This window comes from Arthrobacter sp. B0316-1-20, from assembly GCF_059091865.1.
Genome location: NZ_JBNHHC010000169.1, coordinates 1 through 3,908 on the forward strand (window position 1 = coordinate 1; position 3,908 = coordinate 3,908).

5 protein-coding genes are annotated in these 3,908 nt (G+C 65.6%); 2 read left to right on the forward strand and 3 right to left on the reverse strand.

Going from position 1 to position 3,908, the window contains the following annotated elements; genetic code table 11:
- The first annotated feature begins 183 nt into the window (after nt 1-183).
- Nucleotides 184-435, forward strand: coding sequence for a pyridoxamine 5'-phosphate oxidase family protein (locus AC5RW2_RS41135; protein WP_494030337.1), 252 nt, complete (start codon nt 184-186; stop codon nt 433-435).
- Nucleotides 436-507: 72 nt separating this feature from the next.
- Here AC5RW2_RS41135 and AC5RW2_RS41140 read toward each other — a convergent pair whose 3' ends face one another.
- Together AC5RW2_RS41140 and AC5RW2_RS41145 are read right to left on the reverse strand one after the other, a co-directional pair.
- On the reverse strand, nt 508-783 hold the full coding sequence (locus AC5RW2_RS41140) for a hypothetical protein (protein WP_494002641.1): 276 nt from the start codon (nt 781-783) through the stop codon (nt 508-510).
- 112 nt (nt 784-895) lie between these two features.
- Nucleotides 896-2,548, reverse strand: a complete 1,653-nt coding sequence (locus AC5RW2_RS41145; protein ID WP_494030338.1) for a catalase — start codon at nt 2,546-2,548, stop codon at nt 896-898.
- A gap of 218 nt (nt 2,549-2,766) precedes the next feature.
- On the opposite strand from AC5RW2_RS41145, the gene AC5RW2_RS41150 reads away from it, so the two are divergent.
- Entirely contained in the window at nt 2,767-3,543 is a 777-nt protein-coding gene (locus tag AC5RW2_RS41150; protein ID WP_494030339.1) for a VOC family protein, read from the forward strand.
- 70 nt (nt 3,544-3,613) lie between these two features.
- Here AC5RW2_RS41150 and AC5RW2_RS41155 read toward each other — a convergent pair.
- Nucleotides 3,614-3,908, reverse strand: a 295-nt coding sequence (locus tag AC5RW2_RS41155) for a WHG domain-containing protein (RefSeq protein WP_494075303.1), incomplete at its 5' end; no start/stop codon positions are given.

Consider the following 3,908-nt stretch of genomic DNA (forward strand, 5'->3'; position numbering starts at 1 on the left):
AACCGGATCGCCGAGGAAGAGGCCGCCCGCAAGGCGCTCAAGCCGATGTCGAAGAAGGCCCGGAAGGTTGCCGAGCGCAAGGCGGCCGGCAAGCGCTGACCCGCTACCCCGCAGACCGCGGACATATCTCATTGGATAAGAAGCCCTCTGACGTGGCCGGGACCGGGTTGGAAGACTTCCGGTATGACCACTGGTGAGAACCCGATTGTCGAGCTATCGGCCCAGGAATCCTGGAAGCCGCTCGAGAACGGCCAGCATGGCCGGATCGCCCTCAGCATCGCCAACGAGCCGGACATCTACCCGATCAACTTCGTGGCGCGGAACGGCTTCCTGACCATGCGCACCAACCCCGGCACGAAGCTGGCGGAACTGACCATCAACACCAAGGTGACCGGCCGACGCTTCATCTTCGGGCGCGATCCGGACCGCTACTGACCGGCACCGGCATACAGGAGGACGACGGCGGCACCTGAGGTTTCGCCGTCGTCCTCCTGTTGCTATGGCCGGCTAGGGGGTGCCGCCGGCATGGTCCCGCTGCAGGCTTCCCTGAACTTCCTCCGGTGGGACGAAGTGGCAGGAGCCGGAATGCTTGTGCGGCAGGGTGCAGACCCGGCCGGTCGGCACGTGGATCCGCGCGCATGCTCCCTGTTTTGCCACGGATTCCTCGACCGAGAGGTTGTGGAAATCGGGCCTGGCTTCGGCTGCGCGGGCCATATCGTCCGCGCCGGCACCACCGCCCGGGACGGGGCTGTTGCCGGCGGGGTGGGTTTCTGGAAAGTCCATGGTGGACTGCCGATCTCCCCTCATAGGAGGGGTAGTAGGAGCAACCTAATGGCGTCGTTAAGGCTAGCGAGGGCCGGTTTGTTCGGCAAGGCGCGCCGACCGGAGACGCGGCCTATCGCTGCACCACCACCCGCTCGTTCGGCACGCAGTGCGTCATCTTCAGGCCTTCGACATTCCGCGGTCCGTTGTTGCCCAGGTTCTTGACTCGCTCCAGTTCCGCCTCGGAGAGCGTCTGCGTGGCCAGCGGCCCCAGGTCCTTGACGTCGTCGGCGGAGATGCCCAGTCCGTCGCCGACGCGCTTGCCCAGCTCGTCATCGGCCATGAAGAAGTGCCAGACCATGCGTTCCTGCACCCGGCGGTCGGCCTGGCCGATCAGCGTGGTGAAGTTGAGCACCAGGTCGTCCTTCTCCCAGTCCTCCATCAGCTGGAAGCGCTGCCCGGCCTGCAGGTAGTCGTTGGTCCGCGGGATCCGGGCCCGGGTCAGCCGGCCCGTCAGCTCCGGACCTTCGATGTCCTCCGTGGCGTACTGCGCCTCCCTCAGTCCGCCGGTGATGGACGGTTCGTAGTTGACGTGCGGGTTCTGGCCTTCGCCCTGGTCCACCATGTAGGACATCTGCCCGCCGCGCTGGTTGGTAGCCACCGGAGCCTTCGGCGAGTTCACCGGCAGCTGCAGGTAGTTCGGGCCCACCCGGTAGCGCTGGGTATCGCTGTAGCTGAAGGTGCGGCCCACCAGCATCTTGTCATCGGAGAAGTCCAGCCCGTCCACCAGCACTCCGGTGCCGAAAGCGATCTGTTCATTCTCATTGTGGTGGTCGATCACATTGCGGTTCAGCGTCATGGTGCCCACCAGTTTGGGCGGGAAGTCGTTCTCCGGCCAGACCTTGGTGTCGTCCAGCGGATCCCAATCCAGCTCGGGGTGCTCGTCGTCGCTCATCATCTGCACGTACAGGTCCCACTGCGGGTAGTCGCCGCGCTCGATCGCCTCGAAGAGGTCCTTGGACGCGTGGCCGGTGTCCATGGCCTGGATATTGGCCGCGTCCTCTTCGGTCAGGCTCTTGACCCCCTGCTTCGGAATCCAGTGGTACTTCACCAGCACGGTCTCCCCGGCCTGGTTGCACCACTTATAGGTGTTTACACCGAAGCCCTGCTGGTGCCGGTAGTCCGCCGGGATGCCACGCGGGCTGAACAGGTTCACCAGCATATGCAGGGATTCGGGGGTCTGGGACATGAAGTCGAAGATCCGCGCGGGGTCCTGGCGGAAGGTGACGGGGTCCGGCTTAAGCGAGTGGATCACGTCCGGGAACTTGATCGCATCCCGAATGAAGAAGACGGCCAGGTTGTTGCCCACCAGGTCCCAGTTGCCCTCCTCGGTGTAGAACTTGATGGCGAAGCCGCGGGGGTCACGGGCGGCCTCGGAGGAGTCGTGTCCGCCGATCACGGTGGAGAAGCGGACGGCGACGTCGGTCTTCTTCCCGGCCTCCTGGAACAGCCTGGCCCGGGTGTACTTGCTGACCGGCTCATCGCCCCACTTGCCGGTGGCCTCGAATTCGCCGTAGGACACGAAGCCGCGGGCATGGACCACGCGCTCCGGGATGCGTTCGCGGTCGAAGTGGCTGATCTTCTCCAGGAACTGGTAGTTCTCCAGGGTGGCCGGACCACGGGGTCCCACCGTCCGCTGGTTCTGGTTGTCGTAGACGGGATGCCCCTGACGGTTGGTCAGGATGGCACGGTCGTCACCTTCCGCATAGGACGGATTTTCATTCATGACGCTTCCTTCCCTGGATTTCTCTGACGATTTTTCAGGCGTCAATGCAGTCGATTGCAGTCACAGGGTTGCCGAGGCAGCTCTATCCTCGAGTCCACCACCGACGCTCAAGCAGGTCAAGGGTTGGTAACGGACCCCTTGTCCGGCCGCTGTGCCGGTACTAGGGTCGCAGTGGAGGATGTCTGCCCTCCCGCTCTTGCAGAACCCAAGGAGACGCTATGTCCACGCCCGATTTTTCCCTGCCCGGAACTCCCTGCTGGATCGACCTCAACTCCTCCAACCCCGCCAAATCCGCCGATTTCTACGGCCAGCTGCTGGGCTGGACCGCCACGGACATGGGCGAAGAATTCGGCCACTACTTCATCTTTTCCAGGAACGGCCAGGCCATCGGCGGCATGATGCAGAACAGCCCCGAAACCGGTGCCCCCGATGCCTGGACCACCTACCTGTCCACCCCCGATGCCCAGGCCACCGCAGAGGCCGCCGAGGCGGCCGGCGCACAGATCTTCATGAAGCCCATGCAGGTTGCGGACCAGGGCACCATGCTGCTGCTGGCGGATCCTGCCGGCGCGATGCTGGGCGGCTGGCAGCCGGACCGGCGGCAGGGCTTCGACGTGATGGGTGAGGCCGGCGCCCCCTGCTGGCACGAACTGTACGCCCGGGACTATCAGGCCGCCGTGAAGTTCTACCAGGACGTCTTCAAGTGGGACACGCACATCATGAGCGACTCGGATGACTTCCGCTACACCACCCTCGGCGAGGGCGACAACGCCCGGGCAGGCATCATGGACGCCGCCGGCTTCCTCCCGGAGGGCGTCCCGTCCCACTGGGCCGTCTACTTCGGGGTCCAGGATGTGGATGCGGCGCTGGAGCAGGTGGCGTCGCTGGGCGGCCAGATCGTCCGCCCGGCCGAGGACTCCCCCTACGGCCGGCTGGCGGACGTCACGGATTCCACCGGGGCGCCCCTCAAGCTCATCAGCGTCAGCGCGCAGTAGATTCAGGACAAGTACGACGGCGGCCGGCCGCCTTTCCGCGCGAAAGGTGACCGGCCGCCGTCGTACCCGGTCAGGCGAGTCCCAGGATGCCGGCCAGGACCGCCAAGTGGTGCTCGAACAGTTCTGCCGGACTGGCGATGGTATCGGCTCCGTAGGTGCCAAAGACTTCAAAACCCACCGCACCGAACAGGGAGGACCAGACCAGCAGCCCCCGGGCCAGGACCGCGTCAGGAACAGCCAGGTCCAGTTCGGACCGGAGGGCAGCCAGGTCGGCGGCCAACCCGCCCTCGAACCGGGAGGTGCCGGGCGGGGCGGCGGCGGGCGGGGCGGCCGCGCCGGCCCGGAAGGCGCCGTCGACAATGCGC

What these genes read in the sequence shown, in the direction of transcription:
- AC5RW2_RS41145 (WP_494030338.1), bottom strand. Translation starts at nt 2,548, where the DNA reads ATGAATGAAAATCCGTCCTATGCGGAAGGTGACGACCGTGCCATCCTG.
- AC5RW2_RS41150 (WP_494030339.1), top strand. Translation starts at nt 2,767, where the DNA reads ATGTCCACGCCCGATTTTTCCCTGCCCGGAACTCCCTGCTGGATCGAC.
- AC5RW2_RS41140 (WP_494002641.1), bottom strand. Translation starts at nt 783, where the DNA reads ATGGACTTTCCAGAAACCCACCCCGCCGGCAACAGCCCCGTCCCGGGC.
- AC5RW2_RS41135 (WP_494030337.1), top strand. Translation starts at nt 184, where the DNA reads ATGACCACTGGTGAGAACCCGATTGTCGAGCTATCGGCCCAGGAATCC.